The following is a 21,338-nucleotide window of genomic DNA, read 5'->3' as shown; positions in this document are numbered from 1 at the left end:
GAGGCCTGACACGGCGTATGGAGCGACTCGACGCGCGCGTTGTCGTCGTCTGGCTGTGGCGTGTTCTGGTGTTTGCCGTGGTGCTCGCCGGAGCCGCGGGCATCGGCAGCGGCGCCCTGGACGTGGGCGTGTCGTCGGCCGCCGCAGCGGTGGCGGTGTTCGGCGTGGTGGCCCTCTTGGGGGCGACACACGCGCTGTTGCGGTACCGGATCTGGCGGTTCGACGTGCGCGAGGACACGCTGTACATCGAGCACGGCGTGCTGGTGCGGGTCCGAACCACCGTGCCGTACGTTCGCGTGCAACACGTCGATTCGCGGCGGGGGCCACTGGAGCGCGTGCTCGGGCTGGGGCGGGTCGTCGTCTACACCGCCGGCTCCCGGGGGGCTGACGTCACGATCCCGGGGCTGTCCCGCGAGCGGGCGGCCGACGCCCAGGAGACGTTGCGCGCGCTCGCGATCGAGAGCGAGCCCGAGAACGGCGAGGGTGACGCCGTATGAAGCTGCATCCGCTGTCGGTGCCGGTGCGGGCGCTGTCCCGGGCGCTGGGGTTCGGGTGGGCGTTTTTGATCGGCGGCGCGGCGCTCTCGGGCGGGAACGCCGCGCTCACCGGCGTGGCGGTGCTGGGGGTCATGGTGGCCGTGGTTGCGGTGGTCGCCTACGAGATCGCGTACTACAGGCGGTTCGACTACGAGCTCACCGAGGACAGCCTGGACATCGCGTCGGGCGTGTTCTCCCGGCGCGAGCGCGAAATCCCGCTGCGCCGCGTCCAGAACGTCGACGTGACGCGGTCGCTGGTCGCGCGGCTGCTCGGGCTGGCGGTGGTGGACGTGGAGACCGCCGGCGGCGGCAGCACGGAGGCGTCGCTGCGGTTCGTCAGCCGGGAGGCGGCTGCGGACCTGCAAGCCAACGTGCGAACGCGCCGCACCACACCGGGCGACGCGGCCGACGCCGCCACAGCAGCCACTCCGGACGCGGGTGACACCGACAGCGAGTCGCGGTCGGCGGCGGATCGCGCGCGTGAGCCGACGCCCGTCGGCGAGCGCGGGGAGTTGCTGTTCGCGCTGTCGAACCGCGACCTGCTGTTGTACGGGCTGTTGTCGTTCAACCCGCGGCTGTTCTCGGGCATCATCGCGGTCGCGACGGTCGCCGCGCCGAGCCTCGGCGGACGCGTGGCGGTGCCGGATCTCGGGGTGGTGGTGCTGGTCGCCGGAGCGGTCGCGCTCGCGCTCGGGGTGTGGCTGGTGTCGGCGGCGGTGCGCGTCGTGCAGTTCTACGGGTTCCGGTTGCGCCGGGTGGGCGGCGATCTGCGCTACGAGCGCGGGCTGTTCGAGCGCCGCGACGGCACCATCCCGCTGTCGAAGCTCCAGACGGTGTCCGTCGAGGACAGCGTGTTGATGCGGCGGTACGGGTTCGCGTCGCTGGCGGTCGAGACGGCGGGGTACGCGCCGGGGCAGTCGCCAAGCGGCGGGTCGGAGGCGGCGGTGCCGATCGCGCCGCGGGCGGCGGTGTTCGAGCTCGCCCGGGAGATCGAACCGGTCGCGGACATCGACCTCTCGCGGCCGCCCGAGCGCGCTCAGGACCGCTACGTCCGGCGGTACGCGCTCGCGGGGCTGGGCGTGGTGGCGGCGGGCGCGCTCGTGAGCCGGCTCGTCGTGTCGTTCCCGTGGTACGCGCTGGCCGTGCTGGTGCCGCTCGCGGTGCCGGCGGCCCGGCGGGCGCGCGCGACCCGGGGCGTGTACAGCGACAGCGACCACGTCGTCACGCAGGCGGGATGGTGGCGGCGCAAGACCACGGTCGTTCCGGCTCACCGCGTGCAGACGGTGCTCCGCAAGCAGACGGTGTTCCAGCGGCGCTGGGAGCTGACCAGCGTCGTCATCGACACGGCGGGGTCGCGGTCGCTCTCCGGCGGGGGCGCGGTTGCCATCGACCGTGACGGTGGTGACGCAGACGCGCTGGCCGACGACGTGGTCGACTGCACGCTGCTGTCCGTGGGCGTTCGCGGGGACGACACCGCGGCGGCCGGGTCGGCCGCGGACTGAACGGTTTTATTGCCTTCGCGGTGCCACGCATCGATAATGACCGAGTTCGACTACGACGAGCTGGGGTTGGTTGCCGGGCTGGAGATCCACCAGCAACTGGACACGGCAACCAAACTGTTCTGTGCGTGCCCGACGACCCGCCGGGAGCCCGCGGAAGCCGACCGGACGTTCACCCGGTATCTGCATCCGACGCGCTCGGAGCTGGGGGAGATCGACGAGGCCGCCCTGGAGGAGAGCCGGGTCGAACGGGAGTTCGAGTATCTCGCGTACGACACCACGTGTCTGGTCGAGGAGGACGACGAGCCACCCCACCGACTCGACGAGGACGCCCTGGCTGCGGCCCTGGAGATCGGCCACCTGTTGGGCATGGACGCCGTCGACCGGGCGCACGTGATGCGGAAAGTCGTCATCGACGGGTCGAACACCGGTGGGTTCCAGCGGTCGACGATGGTCGCCGAGGGCGGCGCGATCGACACCAGTGAGGGACCGGTCGGCATCGAGGACCTGATGCTCGAAGAGGAGTCCGCACAGCGCATCGAAGACCGCGAGGACGGCGTGCTGTACTCGCTGGATCGCCTGGGCATCCCGCTGGTCGAGATCGGGACGAAGCCCGACATTTCCTCGCCCGCCCAGGCCCGGGAGGCCGCCGAGCGCATCGGCATGCTGTTGCGGTCGACCGGGAAGGTCAAGCGCGGATTGGGGACGATCCGCCAGGACGTCAACGTCTCGATCGCTGACGGCGCGCGCGTGGAGATGAAAGGCGTGCAGAGCCTCGACGACATCGACGACCTCGTGCGCGAGGAGGTCCGGCGGCAGGTCGAGTTGCTGGACATCGTCGACGAGTTGGACGCCCGCGACGCCGCCGTGGGCAAGCCCCGGGACGTGACCGACGTGTTCGCGGACACCGAGTCGGGCGTCATCCGGGGGGCGTTGGACGACGGTGGTGAGGTCCACGCCGTCGTGCTGCACGGCTTCGACGGGCTGGTGGGTCGCGAGCTGCAGGCCGACCGCCGGCTGGGGACGGAGTTCTCCGACCACGCCACGCGCCACGGCGCGGGCGGCATCTTCCACACCGACGAGCTGCCGGCGTACGGCGTCACCGCGGCCGAGGTGGCGGCGCTCCGGGACGCGGTCGACGCGGGCGAGGACGACGCGGTCGCCATCGTGGCCGACGACCCCGAGACCGCCGCCCAGTCGATACAGGCGGTCGCGGAGCGCGCGGAGACCGCGATGGCGGGCGTCCCGGAGGAAACCCGGGGCGCGAACGACGACGGCACCTCGAAGTACCTGCGGCCGCTGCCGGGCGCGGCGCGGATGTATCCGGAGACGGACGTGCCGCCGGTCGACCCCGACCCGTCGGCCGTCGAGACGCCGGAGCTGCTGACCGAGAAAGTCGAGCGCTACCAGGCCGACTTCGATCTGGACGCCGGGCTCGCCGAGCAGGTGGCGTACGGCCGGCGCTGGCAGCTGTTCGAGCAGCAGGTCGAGGCGGGCGTCGACGCGACGCTGGCGGCCCAAACCCTGGAGTCGACGGTCACCGAACTCCGCCGCGACGACGTGCCGGTTGGGCAGCTGACGGACGCCCACTTCCGGGGTGTGCTGGGGCTCGTCGCGGACGGCGACCTCGCACAGGAGGGGGTGCCGGAGCTGTTGGCGGCGCTGGCCGAGCAGCCCGGCAGCGACCCGGCCGCGCTCGCCGAGGAGTTAGGGCTCGGCTCCGCGGCCGAAGACGAGGTCCGGGAGGCCGTCGTCGGAGTCGTCGAGCGCAACAGCGATCAGGTCGCGGCCGAGGGCATGGGCGCGTTCTCGGCGCTGATGGGGGAGTGCATGGGCGCGCTGCGCGGGAAGGCGGACGGCGACCTCGTCAGCGAGGTGCTCCGCGAGGAGATCCAACAGCGGTCCTAGCGGCGCGTTACTCGTCGGCCAGCGCGGTGACGAGGCTGTCCAGGCTGTAGCTTTCGAGGGCGCGCTGGGCGTCCTTGTGGCGGTCGATGACGAACGTGGAGTTCGTTCTGTCCACGGGGTCGAGGGCTTCGAAATCCGAGATCAGGCGTTCGACGTCGTCGGAGCCGGGGAGCCGAGCGACGACGACGAAGTCGGTTTCACCCATCGTGAAAAACGTCTGCGTGACGCCTTCGACGGCGCTGATCTCGTCGGCGACGTCCTCGTAGCCGCCGTCGTAGCTCGTGAGCACCTCGAGAACGACAGTGACGTCGAGGCCGATCGAGTCGGGGTCGATGTCGTAGAGGTCGTTGGTGATGACGCCGTCGTCGCGGAGGTTGTTGAGCCGATAGTGGATGGTGGATACGGGGATGCCGGTTTCCTCCTGGAGGGCTTCGGGGCTGCCCGTGCCGAGGTCCGCGATAGCCTTCAGGATCGTGATGTCTCGGTCGTCCATGTGCGTGGGTTGTGCACCGCGGTGAAAAACCTGTGGCCATTCCACTCAGAGCCAATTCTCTCGCGGGAAGTGCCATGCACAACTAGTATAGATACAACTGTTAAAGAAAAGTCTAAAGTACTCCGCACAAGTTATAGTTATAATGAGTTTCAGACGCCCGACGATGGGGGAAACCCCCACCACGGTGTTGTTCCTGCTGTTGGCGGCGATCTGGGGGTCCTCGTTCGTCGCCATCAAGATCGGTATCGCGGACGTTCCGGCGCTGTCGTTCGCGGCGATCCGGTATTCGATCGCTGGCCTGATCGTGCTCGCGTACGCCGCCCACACCACGGACCGCTGGCGACCCCGTGGCCGTCGAGAGTGGGTGCTCGCCGCCACGGTTGGCCTGTTCGTCATCGGCATCTACCACGGCGCACTCTACCTCGGTGAACACGACGTCTCCGCCCCCATCGCCGCGATCGTCATCAGCCTCGCGCCGATCCTGACCGCAGGGTTCGCGAGCAAACTCCACGAGAACGTGACCATCGACGGCACGCAGGCGGCCGGCCTGCTGGCCGGCCTCGCGGGCGTCGTCATCGTCGCCAACCCCGGCAGCGCGGGCAGTGTCGACCTGGGCGGCCTCCTGTTGGTGTTCCTCGCGGCGGCGAGCTTCGCGCTCGGCGGTGTCCTCACCGGGAAGCTCCCTGGCGGGGGCGGCCTGCCGGTCGAGACCATGGAGGCCTGGGCGATGCTCATCGGGTCGCTGGCCCTCTGGGTCGGGGCCGCAGTGCGCGGCGAGAACGTCACGGCCGTTCACTGGACGCCGACCGCGCTCGCCAGCCTCGCGTACCTCACGCTGGTCTGCGGTGCCGGCGGCTTCCTGTTGTACTTCGTGTTGCTCGAGCGCGCCGGCGCAACCGAGATCAACCTCGTCTCGTACCTCGAACCGATCGGCGCGTCGGTCGTCGCGTGGGCGCTGTTCGGTGACGTGGTCTCGCCGCGCGCGCTCGCCGGGTTCGCAGTCATCTTCGCCGGGTTCGCGCTGGTCAAACACCGGTACATCGGCGCTGCCGTCCGCAACACCACCGACGACGCCGAGCTCTAACGCCGCCTGCCGGGAACACAACGACTACCGCCGCGCCGAGCGAACGGTCTGCCGTGCCCGTCTACTTTGAGGACGTGACCGTCGGCGAGTCGCAGTCGTTCGGTAGCTACGACGTGACCGAGGCCGACGTGCTGGCGTTCGCCGAGGCCTACGACCCGCAGTGGTTTCACACCGACCCCGAGCGCGCCCGCGAGGAGTCGCTGTTCGGGTCGCTTGCGGCGTCCGGCTGGCACACCGCGTCGATGACGATGCGGCTGCTCGTGGACAACCACTTCGCGGACACCGCCAGCTACGGCGCGGTCGGCGTCGACGCGCTCCGGTGGCCCAACCCCACGTTCCCCGGGGAGACGCTGTCGGTGACCGTCGAGGTATTGGAGAAGACGCCCTCCGAGAGCAAGCCCGATCGGGGCACGGTCCGCACCCGCGTGACCACCGAAAACGAGGCCGGCGAGCCCAAGCTCACGATGGAACCCATCGTGTTGTACGCGCGCCACACACCCGGCGAGGCGACGTAGCCGTCAGTCGTCCTCGGGAAGCTGGGTCTCGGCCCGGCGCAACAGCCCGTGGACGGTGTTGATTTCGCGGCCGGTCGGATGCGTGCGGCCCAGCATCCGGCGGAGCATCCGCATCGTCTTGGCCTGCTTTTCGGCGGGGTAATCGACGGCATCGAGGAACTCGCTGGCGTGCTCGTAGAACTGCTCGATTTCGGCCTCGTCGGCGCGGTGGCGCTCGACGTCCGGCAGCTGGGTTTCGCTCATCGCGAGGTCGCGGAGCTCGTACAGTGCGACCGTCGCGGACTGCCCCAGGTTCATCACGGGGTAGTCGTCGCTCGCGGGGATCGACCCCACTTCGTCGATGCGCGCGAGTTCGTCGTTCGTCAGGCCGACGCGCTCCCGGCCGAAGACGAGCGCGGTCGGTGCCTCGACGTCACGGAGGCTATCGCCGAGCTCCGCCGGTGTGCGGAACGGGAAGCGGGTGTGGCTGGTGGCGTCCTCGTTGGTGATGGCGGTGAACCCCACCGTGTGGAACTCCGAGACCAGCGCGTCGAAGGATAGCTCGCGGGCCTCGGGGAGGATGTCCTCGCGGGCGTGGCCGGCGAACCCGTACGCCTCGGAGTCGCGGCCGAGATACGGCGGGTCGACCAGCAACAGCTCCTCGAACCCGAAGTTCTTCATCGCTCGCGCGATGGTGCCGACGTTCCCGGCGGTTTCGGCGTCCACGATGGCGACGGCGGGCTTACTCATCGCTGGTCGGGTAGTCGGCGTCGATGTCCAGGTCGTCGCTGACGCCGTCGAAGTCGGCGGCTTCGAGCAGGTCGAGTTTGGCCTGTTCGTCCTCGGGGAGGTCGACGGTCACCGGCACCGGCTCACCGGGTGCGAGCTGTGACGTATCCGGCCCCGGGTCGGGCACCGCGTCGGGGTCGGTTTCGACGTGCTCGGGGCCGCCGTACCAGTCGGGCTCGCGGTTGCCGGCGGCCACCCACTCGTGGAAGGCGTCCTGGAGCGCCGCCGTGCCCTCGTGTTCGTCGCCGCCCGCCTCCAGGAACCAGTAGTAGAACGTCGGCTCGTGGGCGTTGCACACGAGGACTTCCGCGCCCGGCTCCCCGTAGACGGCGTCCGGCGTGGCGTCGTCGTCGCCGTCGCCGAGATAGCACACGTCACAGGGCTGGTCGAGCAACAGCGGCAGGCGTTCGAGGCGCTGCCTGGTGTCGTCGTCCATCTCCGAGCGCGACCGGAACCCGTCGCCGTCGAACAGTTCATCCTCGTCGAACCGCCACCCTCGGAGGCCGATGCTCACTTTGCTCATGGCGCTGCGTTGGCGGCGCACCCACAAAAGCCGCCCGAAGCCAGCGCCGATTCCACACGACCTATGAGCGTGCCGCCATCCAGTAGGGATATGCGAACCGTCGACGCAGCCGGGCTGCCCATCGGTGACGACTACCCGCCACGGATCATGGGCGTGTTGAACGTATCGAAGGAGTCGCCGTACGACCCGAGCGTGTACGACGACCCCGAGGCGGCGGCCGCGTACGTCGACTCGGAGCTGATCGGGGAGGGCGCTGACATCGTCGATGTCGGCCTGGAGTCCGCGAACAAGGACCTCGACGTGCTGTCGGCCGACCAGGAGCGCGAGCGCCTCCAGACGGCCATCGACACCATCGAGCGCGTCGAGGGGGAGGCGGTGTTCTCCATCGAAACCCGGTACAGCGAGGTCGCCGACGAGGCGCTGGCGGCTGGCTTCGACATGGTCAACGACATCTGTGGGTTCGCGGACCCCGAGATGCCGGCGGTCTGTGAGGCCCACGACGTCGCGGTCGCGAAGATGGCGAGCCCACCGGACCTCGAACGCCCGGGGGCCATCGAGTCCGTCGACGACATCTACGACGCGCTGTCGCTGCACGGGTTCACCGACAAGACCATCGTTGATCCGGCGTTCGGCGGGTGGAGCACCGAGAAGACGCTGGCCGACGACCGCGAGACGTTCGACCGGCTGCGGGAGTTCCGCGGGTACGGCTACCCGATGTTGGTTTCGATCAACCGCAAGAACTTCCTGCGGGAGGTCGCCGGCCGGGACACGGCGGGGGCGCTGCCGGTGTCGCTGGCGGCGACCGCGATGGCCGTCGAGCGCGGCGCACACGTGGTTCGGACCCACGACGTCGCCGAGACGCGTGACGCGGCGCTCATCGGCCACGAGTTCACGCCCGACCGCACGCACACCAGCCACATCGAGCAGTTGGACGTGACGACGCTCCCGGCGGCGATGCGCCACGCCGACCGGCTCGGCGCTGATGGGGCGGCCGACGCCGTCGCGCGCGCCTACGAGGTCACGGGGCTGTCGGCCGACGACCGGGACGCGCTGGCGGCGACTGGGGTCGCGGTCTCCGGCACGGACCCGACGCTCGTCGCCGGCACAGCGGGGGCGCTCCGTGAGGCTGGCGCGGGGCTGGCGGCCGCCACGGACGGCGACAGCGTGCTTGCAACCCTGGCGGAGATATTCCGGACGGCCGGGGAGTAACGAGAAAACTTATACCGGCGGCGAAAAAACGCCAGCATGGAAGCCGGACGCCCGCTGGGTAGGGGTACGCTGCGGGGGATCCCGGCTCGGACCACGGAATCCTCATTATTTCAGGGCTTGTAGCGGCGCGCATGGAGTACGACGACTGGCAGCCGGTGTACGACGACGTGTGTGCTGCGTTCGGCTACGAGCAGGCCGTCGACAGGCGCGCACGCGACGTGCTGGCGGCGCACGCCGAGCCCTTCGATATGGCGCGCCTGGACTGCACGGGCCAGACGGTGGCGATCGCGGGCGGCGCACCGACGCTGGCAGACGAACGCGAGGTGGCCGCCGCCGCGGACCGCGTGTTCGCGGCCTCAACGGCCGTGGACGTGCTGGCCGACGCCGGCATCGAGGTCGATCTCATGGTCACGGATCTGGACAAGAACCCCGAGACCGCGCGCCGACTGACGGCGCAGGGGACGCCGGTGGCCGTGCACGCGCACGGCGACAACATCGCCGCGATCCGCGAGCACGTCCCGACCTACGACACCACTCACGTGCTGGCGACGACACAGGCCGCGCCCACGGGGCCAGTGGTGGACCACGGCGGGTTCACCGACGGCGACCGCGCGGCGTTTCTCGCTGACCACTGTGGCGCGGCCGCCCTCCGGTTCCCGGGGTGGGCGTTCGACGACCCCACGGTGACCGAGGAGAAGCGCCGGAAGCTGGCGTGGGCGGCGCGGCTCCTGCGGTGGCTGGAAACCCGCCGTGGGGAGGCGTTTGGGGTGCTCGACGGGCGACGCGCGGCGATCGACGCCGTGACGTAGCGGCCGACACAGTGCGTTAGGGCGTGTGCGCCGGGGCGGGCGCGACGGCCGCCAGTGTGTCGTCGATCACGGCGTTGTCGGCGGCCCGCGGGAACGACACCGCGACCGCGTCGACGCCGTCGATCTCCGCGAACGCCGCCAGTCGGTCCCGCACGTCGGCCTGCGTGCCCGCCGCTGCGAACGCGTCCAAGAGGTCGTCGGTGACGAGGCCGACCGCTCGCTCGTGGTCGCCGTCCTGCCAGGCGTCGTAGATATCGGTGGCGGGAGCCTCGTAGCCCTGCCTGGCGAGGCTGTCCCGGTAGAACTCGCCCATGCCGCCGACGTAGAACGCGAGGTGTTGGCGGGTCAGGTCCCGGGCGGCGGCGGCGTCGGGCTGCGCACAGCACGGCACCACGAGCGTGGTCTGGACGGCGTCGGCGTCGCGGTCACCGAGATCCATGCCGCGCCGGAGGTCGGCCAGGCGCTCCCGGATGCCGTCCGCGGTGAACAGCAACGCGTGCCAGCCGTCGGCGAACCGGCCGGCGAGCTCGACGGCTTTCGGACCCATGCCGGTCACGTCGATGGCGGGCGCGGGGTCGGGGGCGTCCTGGCGCAGTCGGAACCCCTGGGTTTGGACCAGGTCGCCGTCGTAGTCGACCGGGTCGCCGGTGAGGACGGCGCGCACGACATCGATGTACTCGCGGGTGCGGCGCAGCGGGCGCTCGAACGACTGGCCGTGCCACCCCTGGATGACCGCGGGGCCGCTGGGCCCCATTCCGAGCCGGAACCGGCCCCCGGAGTGCTCCTGGAGCGTGGCGGCGGTCTGTCCGACGAGCGCGGGACTCCGGGAGTAGGTGTTGATGATGCTGGTGCCGATGCCGATGTCGGTGGTGCGGTCGGCGATCGCGGTCAGCGTCGTTGCGGCGTCCCGGCCCCAGGTTTCGGGGAACCACACGCGGTCGTAGCCGAGGGTTTCGGCGCGTTCGGCGATGTCGGTGATGTCCGCGAGACTGTCCTGGGCGGCGACCGGGAGGTGGACGGTGCGGCGGGTCACGGCGACGGCACCTCCTCGCCCTGCGGGACGCCGGCGGCGGTGAGCGTCTCACCGACCACGAACGACGCCGCGGGGCTGGCGAGAAACTGGATCGCGTCGGCGATCTCGGCGCTGGTGCCGATGCGCCGGGCGACCTCCCGTCGGTCGATGTCGGCCGCACTGACGCCCATCTGTGCGTCCAGTCCGGGGGTCGCGACGAACCCGGGGGCGATGCAGTTCACGCGTACACCCGCGGGTGCCCACTCGGCGGCCAGCGTCCGCGTGAGCGTGATGATGCCGGCCTTCGCGGCGGCGTAGTGGCTCATGTGTGGCGACCCCTCCTGGCCGGCGACGCTGGCGACGTTCACCACGGCCCCGCCGCCGTCGCGTTTCAGCTGTTCGGCGGCGGCCTGCGTGCAGTTGTAGGTGCCGCCGAGGTTCACGTCGATGATGCGGTCCCAGCCGTTCCGCGAGATGTCGTCGAACGGCGCGACGAAGCTCGCGCCGGCGTTGTTCACGAGCACGTCCAGGCCGCCGAACTCGTCGACGGTGGCTTCGACGAGCGCGTCGACGGCGTCGCGGTCGGTGACGTCGCACTCGACGGCGAGGGCGGTGCCGCCGTCCGTTCGGATGGCGTCGGCAACCGCGTCGACGTCCGCGTGGTCGCGCGAGCAGAGCACGACGCGTGCGCCGTCGGCCGCCAGTCGCTCGGCGGTCGCCCGGCCGATCCCGCTGGAAGCGCCGGTGACGATCGCCGTCCCGGACACCACAGATCTGTCTGTCATGGTCGTGGCTTCCCCGCCGCCCCGGATAAATCTATGTCAACGTCTAACAACTACCGGACGGTTCCCCCGACCGAACTTTGGGACCGCCACGTCACCACCCGGTGTGGACGTTCACTACCTCGACCGCGGCACCATCACCGCGGACAGGGCGTACATGATCGACTCCTCGACGATGGCGACCGTCGCCGACCCCGACCCCGAGCACGCGCTCGTCGAGTGTCCGGTGTACAACCTCCTCATCGACCACCCGAAGGGGACCGTGCTCTGGGACACGGGCAGCCACCCCGACGCCGGCGACGGCTACTGGCCGACACCCCTCTTCGAGGCGTTCCACCACGAGGACGCCGACGAGCACACGCTGCCGGCCGCGCTCGCTGACGCCGGCACCGCCATCAGCGACATCGACGCCGTCGTGGCGAGTCACCTCCATCTCGACCACGCCGGCGGCCTTCGGCATTTCGCGGGCACGGACACGCCGATCTACGTCCACGAGCGCGAGCTCGGCTACGCCTACCGCAGCGCGGCGACGGACACCGGGTCGATCGCGTACCACAGTCCGGACTTCGACCGTGCGCTGAACTGGCGCGTGGTCGCCGTCGACCGCGGCCGCCGCCAGCTCTACCCCGGGCTCGATCTGTTGCATCTGCCCGGCCACACGCCCGGCCTCCTGGGGCTGTACCTGGAACCCGAGGACGGCGCTGCGCCCGCGATCGTCGCGGGCGACGAGGCCTACCAGCGCGAGAACTACGAGGACGGCGTCCCGATGGCCACCAGTCTGCTGTCCTCGCTTGCCGACTGGCGGGAGAGCCGCCGTCGCGTCCGCGATCTCGCCCGGCGCACGACCGCGGACGTCTTCTGCGGGCACGACACCCGCGACGCCGCCCGACTCGCGGCCCGCTTCTGAGCGGGTCGCGCCGGGTCAGTCCTCGTCGGGGACGAGTTCGTGTTTCTTGATCTTCCCCGTGGTGGTGCGGGGCAGCTGCTCGACGAACTCGACCGTGCGTGGGTGTTTGTACTCGGCGAGGTTCGTCAGACAGAACTCCCGGATCTCGTCGGCGGACACGTCCGTGTCGGGTGCCCGCACCACGTACGCTTTGACCGTTTCGCCGCGGCGCTCGTCGGGCACGCCGACCACGGCGGCGTCCGCGATGGCGTCGTGCTCGAACAGCAACTCCTCGACCTCACGGGGGTAGACGTTGTACCCCGCGGTGTTGATCATGTGCGTCTTGCGGTCGACGATGTAGAAGTAGCCGTCCGCGTCGTGGTAGCCCAGATCGCCCGTGTGGAACCAGCGCTTCCCGTCGGCCTCGGTGAACGCCTTGCGGTTGGCCTCCGGGAGACCGAGATAGCCCGCCATCACGTTCGGCCCCGACACCACCAGCTCGCCCGTGATGTCGTCCATGTCGTGGTCGGACTCGTCGACGGGGCCCTCGTCGACGGGTGGCACCGATTCGAAGTCGTCGGTGACGATGCGGGCGTCGATCCCCGCCAGCGGCTTCCCGATCGAGCCCACGCGACGCCCCCAGTTGGGGCTGTTGAAGTGTGTCACGGGGCTGGTCTCCGTGAGCCCGTACCCCTCGTCGATCTTTGCGGTGTACAGCTCCTCGAACTTCCGCAACACCTCGGTGGGGATGCCGGAGCCGCCGACGGTGCAGCGCCGGACCGACGACAGGTCGAACTCCTCGGCGTTGGGGTGTGTGATGATGTCGTTGTACATCGTGGGGACGCCGTCGAAGAGGGTGAGTTCGGCGTCCGCGACCAGCGACATCGCGTCCTCGGTGTCCCACCTGGGCATCGGGTAGAACGTCGCGCCGGCGAACAGCGCGGCGTTCATGCCGACGGTCATGCCGTAGATGTGGAACAACGGCAACACCCCGATCTTGCGGTCCGCGGGTTGGAGGCCGTCGGGCACGATGTCCATGGACTGCTCGGCGTTCGACGCGAGGTTGTGGTGTGTGAGCTGGACGCCTTTGGGCTGGCCGGTGGTGCCGGAGGTGTACGGCTGCACGGCGAGGTCGTCGTCGTCGCGGGGCGCAACCGTGTCGTCGCTGCCGGCGTCGAGGAAGGCCTCGAACGGCGTGCCAACGTCGGCGTCGCCGCCGACCGTGACCACGGTGTCGACGGCGGTCTCCGCGCGCACGTCCTCGACGGTGGACGCACCGTCGGCCAGCGCCACCACCACTGACGCCCCGGAATCGGACAGCAAGTACTCGATTTCGCGGGTCTTGTACTGTGGGTTCATCGGCACCACGACGCAGCCGGCGCGGAGCGCGCCGTGGAACGCCGTCACGTACTGTGGGAGGTTCGGGAGGTACAGCGCGACCCGGTCGTCCGGGGTCACGCCGTGGTCGCGGAGCGCGGCCGCGAACTGTCCGGTTCGCTCCCAGAGGTCGCTGTAGGTGTGGGTGTGGTCGTCGTACACGACTGCGGGGTGGTCCGGAAGCTCGGTCGCCGAGGTTTGGACGTTGGTAACGAGATTCGACATCGGTTGTTCACCATCACGATAGACCATGGCAAATACGTTTCCAAATGGACGCCCGCTGCCGGTATTGGTGTCTGGTCAGCGGTACCCGAGCGCGGAGAGTCGGCGCTCGACGTCGTCCGGCGTGGCGGCCGCGGCGTCGCCGTCGGTTCGGATCGCGTCCAGCCGCTGGCGTGTCGCTGCGTGCAGGGCGTCCAGCGGTGGATCCGCGGTGCCGGACACGTCCGTCTGCTCGCCCGGATCGCTGGCACGGTCGTACAGCTCGTGGGTGTCGCGCTCGGGGTCGCGGATGTACGTCCAGCGGCCGTCGCGCGCGCTGACGAGCGGGCGGCCGGCACCGAGGTGGCGCGGGATCGGTTGTTGTGTCACCGACGCCCCGCGTACTGCGACCGACGTGATCGGGCCGCGGGTCGGCTCCGTCCCGGCGCGGATCTCGGGGGCGAGGCTCTCACCGGTGAACCCCCGTGTCGAGCCGCCCATCACGTCGAGCACGGTCGCGGGCACGTCGGAGAGGCCGACCGCCGTCGACACCCGCCCGCCCGCGCCGACCGGATGGTCAACGAGCAACGGCACGTGCACCAGCTCGTCGTAGAGCTTCGGGTAATGCGCGAGGTGGCCGTGTTCGAGGAACTCCTCGCCGTGGTCCCCAGCCACCACCACCATGGTGTCCTCGCGGCGGTCGCCGAGCGCCGCCAGCACGCGCCCGATGCTGGTGTCGACCTGGCGCACGGTCGCGTCGTAGAGGGTGTGCAGCTCGCCGGCCGTGGCCGAGCTCACCGTCAGCCCGAGGCCGACGCGGAGGTGCGCCGACAGCATGCCCAACATTGCGCCCCGGCGGTCCGTCGTCGCACGCAGGTGGCGCGGCGCGGGGACGTACGGCGTGTGGGTGTCCATGTAATGCAGCCAGAGGAAAAACGGCTCGCTGGCCGCCGACAGGAACTCGACGGCGCGGTCCTCGATGTCGAGCATGCGCGTGGCGTCGACGCGCTCGCGGCCGTCGCTGCGCCGCCGGAACGGCGACGCCCCGACCTGCAGCCACCCCTGGACGGTGGGGTGTGCGGCGAGCGTGCGCCCGAGCCGCGAGTTCGTGTCCGTGAACGCGTCGTAGGTGTCGAAACCGCGGTCGTATCCCCAGTGTTCGGTGAGGAACCCGTTGGCGGCGTTGACGCCGGCAGTCCGGACGCCGGCGTCGGCGAGACGGCCGGCCAGCGTGGTGTCACCGACGCCGATCGCGCCGTCGGCAGCGAACACGTGGCTGTCCCCGAGCACGCTCGGGAACGAGAACGGCGTCCAGTTCCCGTGGGCGTACGCGCGCTCGAAGACCGTGCCCGAGTCCGCCAGCGCGTCCAGGGTCGGCGTCTCGACCCGGGATCGCGCGTCCGCTCGCAGCGAGTCGACGGTCACCAACACGGTCCCGGCGGCTGAAGTCACTACCATGTCGTGTGATCGCACACACTTTAGCAGTTCTCATACGTTCACTGATAAGAGCGGCGTGGCGGCTCGGTGGGCTTATAGACACCGGGGTTCCAGTCGCAGCCATGACCGGGTTCGACGCCGACGACGCGGCCGCGCTCATCCAGTCCTACGTCGACGACCACGGGCTGCTGTCGTTTCTCGGGGTGTCCGTCGAGGACGCCAGCGACGGCGAGATGCGCCTCCGCATCCCCTACCACGAGAAGCTCACGAACCACGGCCCCGGCGAGGGAGACGTCCACGGCGGGATCGCGGCGACGCTGATCGACACCGCCGGCGGGCTGGCGGTGCGCAGCGCGCTCCCGACCCCCGTCGCCGCGAACGTCGCCACCATCGATCTGAACGTGTCCTATCTCCGGCCGGCCCGCGGCGACCTGATCGCCGATGCGTCGGTCGTGCGCGTCGGCTCAACAGTCGGCGTGGCGGAGATCTCGGTCGTCACGCCCGCCGACACGGCGGACGCCGAGCCCACCGAAGTGGCCGTGGGACGCGGGTCGTTCCGCGTGTTCCGCGACGACTGACACCCACACGTTGAGGATGCCGGCCGCCCAACCCCCCGGCATGCAACTGTTCTGGCACCGACGGGACCTCCGCACCACGGACAACCGCGGCCTCGCAGCGGCCGCTCCGGGCGTGACAGCGGTCGACGGCGGCCACGACCAGGGCCCTGTCGCGGCGGTGTTCTGCTTCGACGACGAGGTGTTGGCTCACGCCGCCCCGCCCCGGGTCGCGTTCATGCTGGACGCGCTGGCCGCCCTCCGGGAGCGCTACCGCGACCTCGGCAGCGACCTCATTGTCCGCCACGGCGACCCCGCTGCGGTGCTCCCGGCGGTCGCCGACGATCTCGACGCCACCCGGGTCGTCTGGAACCACGACTACTCGGGGCTGGCCACCGACCGCGACGCGGGCGTGCGCGACGCCCTCGACGCGGCGGGCGTCGCACACGCCCAGTTCCACGACGCCGTCCACCACCGGCCGGGCGAGATCCGCACGAACGCGGGCGACCCGTACTCGGTGTACACGTACTTCTGGCGGAAGTGGCAGGACCGCGAGAAGAACCCGCCGGCCCCGGAGCCAGAGCGCGCGGATCTCGCGGCCGACACCGCGCTCGCGGACACCGATCCGCTGCCGTCCGTCCAGGAGCTCGGCTTCGCGGAGCCGGAGGCGGCGGTCCCCGACGCCGGAACCGCGGCGGCGCGATCGCTGCTCGATGCCTTCCGCGAGTCCGGCGACATCTACCGCTACGAGGACCGCCGCGATTACCCCCACGAGGAACCCACGTCACGGCTCTCCCCGCACCTGAAGTTCGGCACGATCGGGATCCGAACGGTCTACGAGGCCGCACGCGCGGCGAAATCCGACGCCGACACCGACGACGAACGCGAGAACGTCGCGGCGTTCATCGGCCAGCTCGCGTGGCGGGAGTTCTACGCACAAGTCCTGTATTTCAACCAGAGCGTCGTCTCGGAGAACTTCAAAGCGTACGAGCACCCCATCGAGTGGCGCGACGACCCCGCGGCGCTGCAGGCCTGGAAGGACGGCGAGACCGGCTACCCGATCGTGGACGCCGGCATGCGCCAGCTCCGCGCGGAAGCGTACATGCACAACCGCGTGCGGATGATCGTCGCCGCCTTCCTCACGAAAGACCTCCTGGTGGACTGGCGGGCGGGCTACGACTGGTTCCGGGAGAAGCTCGCGGACCACGACACCGCCAACGACAACGGCGGCTGGCAGTGGGCCGCCTCAACCGGCACCGACGCCCAGCCGTACTTCCGGGTGTTCAACCCGATGACCCAGGGCGAGCGCTACGACCCCGACGCCGGCTACATCACCGAGTTCGTCCCCGAACTCCGGGACGTGCCCGCGGACGCGATCCACAGCTGGCACGAGCTGTCGCTGTCCGAGCGCCGCCGACACGCCCCGGAGTATCCGGACCCCATCGTGGACCACAGCCAGCGCCGCGAGGACGCGATCGCGATGTTCGAGCGTGCGCGCGGCGACGAGTGATCCCACGATCCTCACGAACATTTAACATGACGCCGCGTGATCACTGATCCGGTGGATTCCACCGATGAGCCAGCACGAACTCCCATCGCTGCCGTACGACTACGACGCACTCGAACCACACATCAGTGAGCAGGTGGTCACGTGGCACCACGACACCCACCACCAGAGCTACGTGGACGGCCTCAACAGCGCCGAGGAGACACTCGCGGGGAACCGTGAGACCGGCGACCACGCTTCGACTGCCGGCGCGCTCGGGGACGTCACGCACAACGGCTGTGGGCACTACCTCCACACGATGTTCTGGGAGCACATGAGTCCCGACGGGGGCGGCGAGCCGTCCGGGGCGCTCGCCGACCGCATCGCGGCGGACTTCGGCTCCTACGAGAACTGGCGGGCTGAATTCGAGGTGGCGGCCGGCGCGGCCAGCGGGTGGGCGCTGCTCGTCTACGATCCGGTCGCCAAACAGCTCCGGAACGTGGCCGTGGACAACCACGACGAGGGCGCACTCTGGGGCAGCCACCCCATCCTCGCCCTCGACGTCTGGGAGCACTCCTACTACTACGACTACGGCCCCGACCGCGGCAGCTTCGTCGACGCCTTCTTCCAGGTCGTCGACTGGGACCCCATCGCGGCGAACTACGACGACGTGGTGTCGCTGTTCGAGTGACCGGACACGCTCCCGTGTTTTTTTCGCGTCATGACGGCTCATCAGTGGCTGGCGTGAGTGCGGCGACGCTGTGCTCGTCACCGACCGCGTGCACGGTGTCGGTGAGCGCGTCGAAATCGTAGCAGGTGCCGTCGGCGTCGAGGCCGATGACGACGCCAGCGGAAGTGGTGCCATCGGCGGCATCAAGGAACGTCCGGAACAGCTCCCAGGTGTCGAACCCACGGTGCGTGTACCGCAGCGTGGCGTAGTGGAGGCGGTTGTAGGTGGCGCGAGTGATGAACCCGTAGCGCTCGTTGTCGAGGTACCGCTGGGCGTCCACGGTCGTCGTGCGGGCTGCAACGTCATCGCGCATGTACAGCAGCGCCTGCATGGCGTCTGTGCGTTGGTCGTCCAACTGAGGTGAACTATCTGACATGTTGGACGGATACATGGACTTCGGCGAGACAGATAACCGTTGGGTCAACTCGCTGGGTTTTTCGGCGTCGCCGCCGCCTGTCAGCACATGCCGGTTGCGAAATCCGAGTTCGACGACCTGTACCCGTGTGACTTCTACGAGCCAGCGGCATTACTCGACGACGACCGCATGTACACCGTCTACGAGATCGCGCGCCTGCTGCAGGACCTGGAGCCCGACGCGGACATCGATCGCGGCACCGAGGACGTGTTGCTCGACTGGGCGATCCCGTGGGTGATGCTGCACGCCGACGCGCTCGTCGTCGCGGAACCCCGGACCGACGACGAACCCGGATACTACGGCCTGGACACGAGCTAACCGCGGCTCACTGGAAGCGCGCGGATCGGGCCGCCAGGTCGATGTCGGCGGCCGGATCCGAGGTGACGCTGGGGCCGTGGCCGGGATACAGCGCCGTCAGTTCCTCGCCCGCGACGGTGTCGGCGAGCCGGTCGATGCTCTCGACCAGCGTCTCCCGGTCGCCGCCGTCGAGGTCCGTGCGCCCGAAGCTGCCGTTCGCGAACACCAGATCCGCGGAGAACAACACGCCGGCGGCCGGGCTGTACAGACACACGTGGTGGGGTTCGTGGCCGGGCGTGTGCAGAACCACGTAGTCGTCGTCGCCGAGCCTGACTTCGTCGCCGTCGGCCAGCGTCCGGTCGGCGTCGGCGACGCCGTCGAACCCGAGCACGGTCGGGTCGAAGGCGTCCACGAGCGCGTCGAGGTTGCCGACGTGGTCGGGGTGCGGGTGTGTGATGACGACCGCGTCGGGCGTGACGCCGTGGTCGCGGACCGCGGCGACGACGTCGTAGTTCGCGCCCGCGTCAACCACCACGTCGCGGTCGCCGGTCACCAGAAACACGTTGCTCGTGAACGCCTGAACGCCCGCCGAAAGGTTCGTCGGCATGGCTGTCCGTATGCCGGCCACCACTTAGGGGTTGCCGCACGCGGCGCGCGCGGTCAGCGGGGTGCGCCCACCAACACCAGCTCGGAGTGGTGATCGCCGTTGTGGAGCTGTCGGTCGTCGGTGGCGTCGACGCGGATGGCGTCGCCGGCGTCCAGCGACACCGTCTCGTCGTCGAAGACGACGTCCACACCGCCGTCGGCGACGTAGTACACTTCCTCCTGGCCGTCGTTGGCGTGGTCGTGCTCCATTCCGGTTGCGCCCGGCTCCATGTGGTACACCGAGATGGCGACCTCGTCGGTGTTCAGGGCGTCTTTCATGAAGTAGAGGTCGGCGTCCGCGTCGGCCGACAGCGCCGAGTCGACGTCGTCCACTGACACGTCCTTGTGGGCCATGTTTCGACGTGGTTCGTGGCGCCACTTCATGGTACCGGCGCGTGGGTTCGGAGTGTTTTTGCCACCGGCAGGCACACCGTCTAGCATGCGCGTTCGTCTCCTCGAAGCGACTGAGAACCCGGAGGAACTCATCTGTCAGAGCGCCCGCAACGACTACATGTCCGACTGGGTCGGTGACACGCCACTCGACACCGCGATGGCGTCCGTGGACGGCGACACCACCGACGAAAAGCTGTCGAACCTCATCGCACAGCTGCTCACTCGCGGCCACTACGGCCCCTTCGAGCATCCGTCGGCGACGTTCGCCATCGAGGGTGTGAGCCGGTCGTGTATGGCGCAGCTCACCCGCCACCGCCACGCCAGCTTCGACGTGCAGTCGATGCGCTACGTCGCGTTCGACGACGTCGATCCGGCGGCGGTTGCGGAGGGCGAGCTGGTGGTGACGCCGCCGTCGGCGACCGACCCCGACTGGGTCGGCCGCAACCAGGACGCGGGCGACGTCGACGAGGAGACCATGGCCGAACGCGAGGCGGTCTTCCAGGCGTCGGTGCGGCGCGCCGTCGAAGACTACCAGGAACTGCTGGGGCTCGGGATGCCCCCGGAGGACGCCCGGTTCGTGCTCCCTATCGGGACCGAAGTGAACGTGGTGATCACGCTGAACCCGCGGTCGCTGATGCACGTCGCGGACATGCGGGCCGCCGCCGACGCACAGTGGGAGATCCGCGAGCTCACCGAACAGCTACTCGATGCGGCCGCTCAGTGGTGTCCCCACACCTTCGAATATTACGACGCGGAGATGAAACACCGGAAGAACCGGCTCGCGCCCTGACCGGTCGCGTGTCGCCCGGCGCTACGGGAGGGAGTAACAGTCTGCCCGCGAGACGAAACGGTTATTTGTGTCTCCCAATTACCGAAGAGTGGACGCGCTCCGTTGGTGTAGTCCGGCCAATCATCTTGCCCTCTCACGGCAAGGACTAGGGTTCAAATCCCTGACGGAGCATTCCAACTTCCTGCAGTCGCGTTACGATCACCGACCACCGGCTGGTGTGGCATAAAGCATGCGTGGCCGCCCAGCTGTGGAACGGTTCCAAGGGGTGTCAGCGGACCGCAGGTGAAAACGTCTCGGGGATCCGGTGGCAGTCTATCAGGGAGCGTGTGACACCCGTTAGTGCCACCGTATCCGTTCATTCCGGATCACACACATAAGAGTATGCCTCGTGATATCAGCCATGATAACGGCGAACGCAACTCCCGGCTGGGTTGCGGTGTGCGTTGACACGACCGGAACAGTGATACATGGTTACACACGTACGCCTCGGTAGGCGTGACTCACACGAGAGCGACTGCGTCGGCCACTCCGACGGTGGTGCTGTGTGGATGATTCGGCGGCTGCTTCGCCGCGCCAACTCCGGGCCGACCGCAACCAGGCTGCGCCGGTTCGCCGCCGTCGGTGTGGTTGCGGCGGGCGCCCAGATGGCGCTGCTGTGGGTGTTCGTTGACGCAGTCGAGGTGGCCTACATCCCCAGTGCGATCGCCGCGATCGAGGCCACGATCGTGCTGACGTACGTCTTGAACAACGCGTGGACCTTTCAGGCGATCCGGAACAGCGGCCGCGTGGAGTACGCCGTTGGGCTGGTGAAGACCAACGTCGTTCGCGGGACCGCGATCCCGATCCAGTTGGGGGTGTTGTTCGCGCTCGTCGAGTGGTACAGCCTGCCGTACTTGCTCTCGAACGCCGTCGGCATCCTCGTCAGCGGTGGCTACCGGTTCGTGCTCGATCTGCGCTGGACGTGGAGCACGAGCGCCAACTGAGACCCC

At 69.4% G+C, this 21,338-nt stretch carries 24 protein-coding genes and 1 tRNA gene; 15 read left to right on the top strand and 10 right to left on the bottom strand.

The annotated features are described in order from the left end of the window. Window positions 1-17: 17 nt before the first annotated feature. From ACOZ32_RS10675 to gatE, 3 genes are read left to right on the top strand one after another with little or no spacing between them, the layout of a single operon-like run. Entirely contained in the window at window positions 18-497 is a 480-nt protein-coding gene (locus ACOZ32_RS10675; RefSeq protein WP_205251852.1) for a PH domain-containing protein, read from the top strand. Next, a complete protein-coding gene (locus ACOZ32_RS10670; RefSeq protein ID WP_205251851.1) occupies window positions 494-2,038 on the top strand; it encodes a PH domain-containing protein in 1,545 nt (514 codons plus the stop codon). The genes ACOZ32_RS10675 and ACOZ32_RS10670 overlap by 4 nt, the downstream gene beginning before the upstream one ends. A 36-nt stretch (window positions 2,039-2,074) precedes the next feature. Next, window positions 2,075-3,943: a Glu-tRNA(Gln) amidotransferase subunit GatE gene (gene gatE / locus ACOZ32_RS10665; protein ID WP_285271553.1), complete on the top strand. Its 1,869-nt coding sequence runs from the start codon at window positions 2,075-2,077 to the stop codon at window positions 3,941-3,943. A 7-nt stretch (window positions 3,944-3,950) separates the two neighbouring features. Here gatE and ACOZ32_RS10660 read toward each other — a convergent pair whose 3' ends face one another. Next, a complete protein-coding gene (locus ACOZ32_RS10660) occupies window positions 3,951-4,436 on the bottom strand; it encodes an Lrp/AsnC family transcriptional regulator (RefSeq protein ID WP_205251849.1) in 486 nt (161 codons plus the stop codon). A gap of 142 nt (window positions 4,437-4,578) precedes the next feature. Between ACOZ32_RS10660 and ACOZ32_RS10655 the strand changes: the two genes are divergently transcribed. Together ACOZ32_RS10655 and ACOZ32_RS10650 are read left to right on the top strand one after the other, a co-directional pair. Further along, on the top strand, window positions 4,579-5,520 hold the full coding sequence (locus tag ACOZ32_RS10655) for a DMT family transporter (RefSeq protein WP_205251848.1): 942 nt from the start codon (window positions 4,579-4,581) through the stop codon (window positions 5,518-5,520). A gap of 53 nt (window positions 5,521-5,573) precedes the next feature. After that, on the top strand, window positions 5,574-6,035 hold the full coding sequence (locus ACOZ32_RS10650; RefSeq protein ID WP_205251847.1) for a MaoC family dehydratase: 462 nt from the start codon (window positions 5,574-5,576) through the stop codon (window positions 6,033-6,035). Window positions 6,036-6,038: 3 nt separating this feature from the next. Here ACOZ32_RS10650 and ACOZ32_RS10645 read toward each other — a convergent pair whose 3' ends face one another. Next, window positions 6,039-6,764 carry an RNA methyltransferase gene (locus ACOZ32_RS10645; RefSeq protein ID WP_012289315.1) on the bottom strand — a complete coding sequence of 242 codons (726 nt, stop codon included), beginning with the start codon at window positions 6,762-6,764 and terminating at the stop codon, window positions 6,039-6,041. Continuing rightward, window positions 6,757-7,326, bottom strand: a complete 570-nt coding sequence (locus tag ACOZ32_RS10640; RefSeq protein WP_205251846.1) for a hypothetical protein — start codon at window positions 7,324-7,326, stop codon at window positions 6,757-6,759. Before ACOZ32_RS10640 ends, ACOZ32_RS10645 begins: the two co-directional genes overlap by 8 nt. Before the next feature lie 90 nt (window positions 7,327-7,416). On the opposite strand from ACOZ32_RS10640, the gene ACOZ32_RS10635 reads away from it, so the two are divergent. Next, on the top strand, window positions 7,417-8,535 hold the full coding sequence (locus ACOZ32_RS10635) for a dihydropteroate synthase (protein ID WP_205251845.1): 1,119 nt from the start codon (window positions 7,417-7,419) through the stop codon (window positions 8,533-8,535). A gap of 131 nt (window positions 8,536-8,666) precedes the next feature. Next, a complete protein-coding gene (locus tag ACOZ32_RS10630; RefSeq protein WP_235218856.1) occupies window positions 8,667-9,344 on the top strand; it encodes a 6-hydroxymethylpterin diphosphokinase MptE-like protein in 678 nt (225 codons plus the stop codon). Window positions 9,345-9,360: 16 nt separating this feature from the next. Here ACOZ32_RS10630 and ACOZ32_RS10625 read toward each other — a convergent pair whose 3' ends face one another. Both ACOZ32_RS10625 and ACOZ32_RS10620 read right to left on the bottom strand, forming a co-directional pair. Then, complete coding sequence (locus ACOZ32_RS10625; protein WP_285271476.1) at window positions 9,361-10,377, bottom strand: TIGR04024 family LLM class F420-dependent oxidoreductase; 1,017 nt, start codon at window positions 10,375-10,377, stop codon at window positions 9,361-9,363. Then, the gene (locus ACOZ32_RS10620) at window positions 10,374-11,141 is read right to left on the bottom strand and encodes an SDR family NAD(P)-dependent oxidoreductase (RefSeq protein ID WP_285271477.1); all 768 of its coding nucleotides are present in this window, start codon (window positions 11,139-11,141) and stop codon (window positions 10,374-10,376) included. Before ACOZ32_RS10620 ends, ACOZ32_RS10625 begins: the two co-directional genes overlap by 4 nt. A 103-nt stretch (window positions 11,142-11,244) precedes the next feature. On the opposite strand from ACOZ32_RS10620, the gene ACOZ32_RS10615 reads away from it, so the two are divergent. Continuing rightward, entirely contained in the window at window positions 11,245-12,045 is an 801-nt protein-coding gene (locus ACOZ32_RS10615) for an N-acyl homoserine lactonase family protein (RefSeq protein WP_012289313.1), read from the top strand. Between the two features lie 15 nt (window positions 12,046-12,060). On the opposite strand, the gene ACOZ32_RS10610 is transcribed toward ACOZ32_RS10615, so the two are convergent. After that, entirely contained in the window at window positions 12,061-13,626 is a 1,566-nt protein-coding gene (locus ACOZ32_RS10610; RefSeq protein WP_205251840.1) for a long-chain-fatty-acid--CoA ligase, read from the bottom strand. A gap of 75 nt (window positions 13,627-13,701) precedes the next feature. Beyond that, entirely contained in the window at window positions 13,702-15,060 is a 1,359-nt protein-coding gene (locus tag ACOZ32_RS10605) for a sulfatase-like hydrolase/transferase (RefSeq protein ID WP_205251839.1), read from the bottom strand. A 101-nt stretch (window positions 15,061-15,161) separates the two neighbouring features. Between ACOZ32_RS10605 and ACOZ32_RS10600 the strand changes: the two genes are divergently transcribed. The 3 genes from ACOZ32_RS10600 (at window position 15,162) to sod (ending at window position 17,770) form a co-directional block, all read left to right on the top strand. Beyond that, window positions 15,162-15,617, top strand: a complete 456-nt coding sequence (locus tag ACOZ32_RS10600) for a hotdog fold thioesterase (protein ID WP_205251838.1) — start codon at window positions 15,162-15,164, stop codon at window positions 15,615-15,617. Between the two features lie 40 nt (window positions 15,618-15,657). Continuing rightward, on the top strand, window positions 15,658-17,103 hold the full coding sequence (locus ACOZ32_RS10595; RefSeq protein WP_205251837.1) for a cryptochrome/photolyase family protein: 1,446 nt from the start codon (window positions 15,658-15,660) through the stop codon (window positions 17,101-17,103). Window positions 17,104-17,167: 64 nt separating this feature from the next. Beyond that, window positions 17,168-17,770 (top strand): superoxide dismutase, encoded by a 603-nt coding sequence (gene sod / locus ACOZ32_RS10590; RefSeq protein WP_205251836.1) that lies wholly within the window; start codon window positions 17,168-17,170, stop codon window positions 17,768-17,770. Window positions 17,771-17,798: 28 nt separating this feature from the next. Here the strand turns inward: sod and ACOZ32_RS10585 are convergent, their stop codons facing one another. Then, complete coding sequence (locus tag ACOZ32_RS10585) at window positions 17,799-18,185, bottom strand: hypothetical protein (RefSeq protein WP_229373431.1); 387 nt, start codon at window positions 18,183-18,185, stop codon at window positions 17,799-17,801. An 87-nt stretch (window positions 18,186-18,272) separates the two neighbouring features. On the opposite strand from ACOZ32_RS10585, the gene ACOZ32_RS10580 reads away from it, so the two are divergent. Continuing rightward, a complete protein-coding gene (locus ACOZ32_RS10580) occupies window positions 18,273-18,542 on the top strand; it encodes a DUF5827 family protein (protein WP_205251834.1) in 270 nt (89 codons plus the stop codon). 7 nt (window positions 18,543-18,549) lie between these two features. Here the strand turns inward: ACOZ32_RS10580 and ACOZ32_RS10575 are convergent, their stop codons facing one another. Together ACOZ32_RS10575 and ACOZ32_RS10570 are read right to left on the bottom strand one after the other, a co-directional pair. Next, window positions 18,550-19,128, bottom strand: coding sequence for an MBL fold metallo-hydrolase (locus ACOZ32_RS10575; RefSeq protein WP_205251833.1), 579 nt, complete (start codon window positions 19,126-19,128; stop codon window positions 18,550-18,552). Between the two features lie 53 nt (window positions 19,129-19,181). Further along, window positions 19,182-19,520 (bottom strand): cupin domain-containing protein, encoded by a 339-nt coding sequence (locus ACOZ32_RS10570; RefSeq protein ID WP_012289310.1) that lies wholly within the window; start codon window positions 19,518-19,520, stop codon window positions 19,182-19,184. An 85-nt stretch (window positions 19,521-19,605) separates the two neighbouring features. Between ACOZ32_RS10570 and thyX the strand changes: the two genes are divergently transcribed. The 3 genes from thyX to ACOZ32_RS10555 all read left to right on the top strand — a co-directional run bounded on the left by thyX (window position 19,606) and on the right by ACOZ32_RS10555 (window position 21,332). Continuing rightward, window positions 19,606-20,349 (top strand): FAD-dependent thymidylate synthase, encoded by a 744-nt coding sequence (thyX, locus tag ACOZ32_RS10565; protein ID WP_205251832.1) that lies wholly within the window; start codon window positions 19,606-19,608, stop codon window positions 20,347-20,349. A 96-nt stretch (window positions 20,350-20,445) separates the two neighbouring features. Continuing rightward, a tRNA-Glu gene (locus ACOZ32_RS10560) sits at window positions 20,446-20,520 on the top strand. 377 nt (window positions 20,521-20,897) lie between these two features. Beyond that, complete coding sequence (locus tag ACOZ32_RS10555) at window positions 20,898-21,332, top strand: GtrA family protein (RefSeq protein ID WP_205251890.1); 435 nt, start codon at window positions 20,898-20,900, stop codon at window positions 21,330-21,332. Window positions 21,333-21,338 lie beyond the last annotated feature (6 nt).

It is taken from the genome of Halobacterium sp. MBLA0001, from assembly GCF_049705385.1.
Taxonomy (GTDB): domain Archaea; phylum Halobacteriota; class Halobacteria; order Halobacteriales; family Halobacteriaceae; genus Halobacterium; species Halobacterium salinarum.
This window is presented reverse-complemented; position numbering and strand designations above follow the sequence as displayed.

Excerpts from the sequence above, each read along its gene's own strand:
- ACOZ32_RS10630 (WP_235218856.1), top strand. The coding sequence starts at position 8,667 with ATGGAGTACGACGACTGGCAGCCGGTGTACGACGACGTGTGTGCTGCG.
- ACOZ32_RS10605 (WP_205251839.1), bottom strand. The coding sequence starts at position 15,060 with ATGGTAGTGACTTCAGCCGCCGGGACCGTGTTGGTGACCGTCGACTCG.
- ACOZ32_RS10635 (WP_205251845.1), top strand. The coding sequence starts at position 7,417 with ATGCGAACCGTCGACGCAGCCGGGCTGCCCATCGGTGACGACTACCCG.
- ACOZ32_RS10575 (WP_205251833.1), bottom strand. The coding sequence starts at position 19,128 with ATGCCGACGAACCTTTCGGCGGGCGTTCAGGCGTTCACGAGCAACGTG.
- ACOZ32_RS10675 (WP_205251852.1), top strand. The coding sequence starts at position 18 with ATGGAGCGACTCGACGCGCGCGTTGTCGTCGTCTGGCTGTGGCGTGTT.
- gatE (WP_285271553.1), top strand. The coding sequence starts at position 2,075 with ATGACCGAGTTCGACTACGACGAGCTGGGGTTGGTTGCCGGGCTGGAG.
- sod (WP_205251836.1), top strand. The coding sequence starts at position 17,168 with ATGAGCCAGCACGAACTCCCATCGCTGCCGTACGACTACGACGCACTC.
- ACOZ32_RS10610 (WP_205251840.1), bottom strand. The coding sequence starts at position 13,626 with ATGTCGAATCTCGTTACCAACGTCCAAACCTCGGCGACCGAGCTTCCG.
- thyX (WP_205251832.1), top strand. The coding sequence starts at position 19,606 with ATGCGCGTTCGTCTCCTCGAAGCGACTGAGAACCCGGAGGAACTCATC.
- ACOZ32_RS10585 (WP_229373431.1), bottom strand. The coding sequence starts at position 18,185 with ATGTCAGATAGTTCACCTCAGTTGGACGACCAACGCACAGACGCCATG.
- ACOZ32_RS10620 (WP_285271477.1), bottom strand. The coding sequence starts at position 11,141 with ATGACAGACAGATCTGTGGTGTCCGGGACGGCGATCGTCACCGGCGCT.
- ACOZ32_RS10580 (WP_205251834.1), top strand. The coding sequence starts at position 18,273 with ATGCCGGTTGCGAAATCCGAGTTCGACGACCTGTACCCGTGTGACTTC.
- ACOZ32_RS10670 (WP_205251851.1), top strand. The coding sequence starts at position 494 with ATGAAGCTGCATCCGCTGTCGGTGCCGGTGCGGGCGCTGTCCCGGGCG.
- ACOZ32_RS10595 (WP_205251837.1), top strand. The coding sequence starts at position 15,658 with ATGCAACTGTTCTGGCACCGACGGGACCTCCGCACCACGGACAACCGC.
- ACOZ32_RS10570 (WP_012289310.1), bottom strand. The coding sequence starts at position 19,520 with ATGGCCCACAAGGACGTGTCAGTGGACGACGTCGACTCGGCGCTGTCG.
- ACOZ32_RS10640 (WP_205251846.1), bottom strand. The coding sequence starts at position 7,326 with ATGAGCAAAGTGAGCATCGGCCTCCGAGGGTGGCGGTTCGACGAGGAT.
- ACOZ32_RS10600 (WP_205251838.1), top strand. The coding sequence starts at position 15,162 with ATGACCGGGTTCGACGCCGACGACGCGGCCGCGCTCATCCAGTCCTAC.
- ACOZ32_RS10555 (WP_205251890.1), top strand. The coding sequence starts at position 20,898 with ATGATTCGGCGGCTGCTTCGCCGCGCCAACTCCGGGCCGACCGCAACC.
- ACOZ32_RS10655 (WP_205251848.1), top strand. The coding sequence starts at position 4,579 with ATGAGTTTCAGACGCCCGACGATGGGGGAAACCCCCACCACGGTGTTG.
- ACOZ32_RS10660 (WP_205251849.1), bottom strand. The coding sequence starts at position 4,436 with ATGGACGACCGAGACATCACGATCCTGAAGGCTATCGCGGACCTCGGC.
- ACOZ32_RS10645 (WP_012289315.1), bottom strand. The coding sequence starts at position 6,764 with ATGAGTAAGCCCGCCGTCGCCATCGTGGACGCCGAAACCGCCGGGAAC.